At 49.6% G+C, this 2,006-nt stretch carries 1 protein-coding gene; it reads left to right on the forward strand.

All coding sequences use genetic code 11. The features are described from left to right. Window positions 1–78 precede the first annotated feature (78 nt). On the forward strand, window positions 79–1,926 hold the full coding sequence (locus tag DXY29_RS13105) for an IS1 family transposase (protein WP_136987758.1): 1,848 nt from the start codon (window positions 79–81) through the stop codon (window positions 1,924–1,926). Window positions 1,927–2,006 lie beyond the last annotated feature (80 nt).

Raw genomic sequence — 2,006 nt, forward strand, 5'->3', positions numbered from 1 at the left:
CAAGCCGTTCACTTAAAGTGGATCTGAACGGCTTGGCCCGGCCCGAAAAGGCGCTATACTACTGGATATCCAGACAGTATGGTGCCTTTTTTCATGAGAAAGAAATCTTGCCAGAAGGATTGGCCGCGAGTTCCTGAGAGGTTTGAGGGGATTCAAGTTAACGGCTGCGGGGCACCAGATTGCGAGAACTTTGGTCTCTCACCGGCCCCGAAGGAAAGAATACCCAAGGAATCTAATAGAGAAACGGATGATCGTCAAATTCCGGAAATGCCGGAGCCCTTCAGAATTCAGGGAACGGGTCTAAATTCTGCCTCCCTGACCTGCAAATCCTGCGAAGCTCGAAAACAAGCCGGTGAGTATTCAGGAAGCATTACCTCGGCCCTTAAGAGTAACCAGGCTGTTGCTCAAGAGCTTCATCGAATCAGCCGATATCTGTCAGGTCCTGATTTAAATTGCCCCAACGGTTGCACATGCGACGGCGGCGAAATAAAACGACGCGGGAAAACAGCCTCGGGTTCTCAACGCTATCAATGTCTTTCATGCCGGAAGACATTTACACCCAAGAAAAGAAACCGCAGCCACCGGAGACCAGAGACGAACAAGCAGTTCTTCAAGCTCCTAGTTAATCGCGTACCTTTACGCCGCATCGCTGAAATTCTGTCTATCCATCCAAAAACACTCTACGGGAAAATAGATTTCCTGCACCGTCAGTGCCTCGACTTTGCTAGTCGGCGAGAAATTGAGCTGAAGAAAATGGATCGTTCTCGCCTTTATCTGGCGACAGATCGTCAGGTGCAAATCAGCAACTGGACGCAACGAAAAGACAAACGAAATTGTGAGGTTTACGGAATCGCTACGGCCTGTCTCCGAACCGGTTATGTGTTCGCCTTCAATTTCAATTTTGATGCGAGCGTTGATCAAGATCAGATAGAAAAACACGCCATCGAGATTGGTGACTATGACCGCCCCAAGCACCATCGCAATTACGCAAGGGTGTGGCTGAAGCAGGAGTTTGCAGACGCCACCAAGCGCTCCTCTCGCCGCACAGAGCAACTGGCAGCGGGGTCCTTGGCGGAAGAGGTGCAGCGCAAGGCTGCTTTTGATAGCGCCGTTAATGTGAGTGGATCATCTGAGGATTTTGATTCCACAACGCGTCTTCCAGCCAAGGGCGTCTTGATTCACAACGAATACACCATGACAGCGCATTTCTTCCTGTTAAGGCAGTTACTGGATTCTGTCGGACGAACTCGATTTTATATGGACCAGGACACAGGGATGCGAGGTGCTTATATTGCGGCATTTCGCGACAAGATACTGGACGGGGAGTCTGATGGTTTTTTGATCAGGGCAAGCAAAGATAAAACCGTAGATGCTAAACGGCAATTAGTCCGAGATGCTCAGGAATTGATCAGTGAATATGCAGGTGCCTCCTTCCAGAAGATGTCGCGGAAGGAGAGAAAAGAAGTCATCAATCGAATGTTGATCGACCGAATTCAAAAACCACTGTCATTCCCGAATTCACCCGAAAAATGGGTTCAATATCCGGAAGCCACCATGGTGGAATCCGAAAAGATGATTGCGGCCATCACCAGGACCGACCGCTATTCTCTGGATCATCAAGCGAGTCTTCTTCAAATGGGGTCACTGCACTCGGTAGATCGATTCTTTATGCAGATCCGGAGAGCCATAAGCTGTTTTGAGCGACCATTTGGATCTGGAACCAGTGGGCGACGCGTCTGGTACGGTTACTCGCCATATAACCCGGACAGGTACAGTCAGCTTGGCGATATCTACCGAGTTTATTACAACTACTGCAAACCGAATGACAAAGGCAAGACTCCTGCGATGCGCCTGGGTCTTGCAAAAGGCCCAGTGGACTTAGAAAAGATCATCTATCTGGACAAATACACCAAGGTCAGCTCATAAAAAAGGGCCGATGGAAATATCCATCGACCCTCTTGCTACCCGGTCCGGCCAACCCAGATCCACTTTAAGTGAACGGCTTG

The organism is Synechococcus sp. UW69 (genome assembly GCF_900474185.1).
Classification (GTDB): domain Bacteria; phylum Cyanobacteriota; class Cyanobacteriia; order PCC-6307; family Cyanobiaceae; genus Parasynechococcus.

What these genes read in the sequence shown, in the direction of transcription:
- DXY29_RS13105 (WP_136987758.1), top strand. Translation starts at nt 79, where the DNA reads ATGGTGCCTTTTTTCATGAGAAAGAAATCTTGCCAGAAGGATTGGCCG.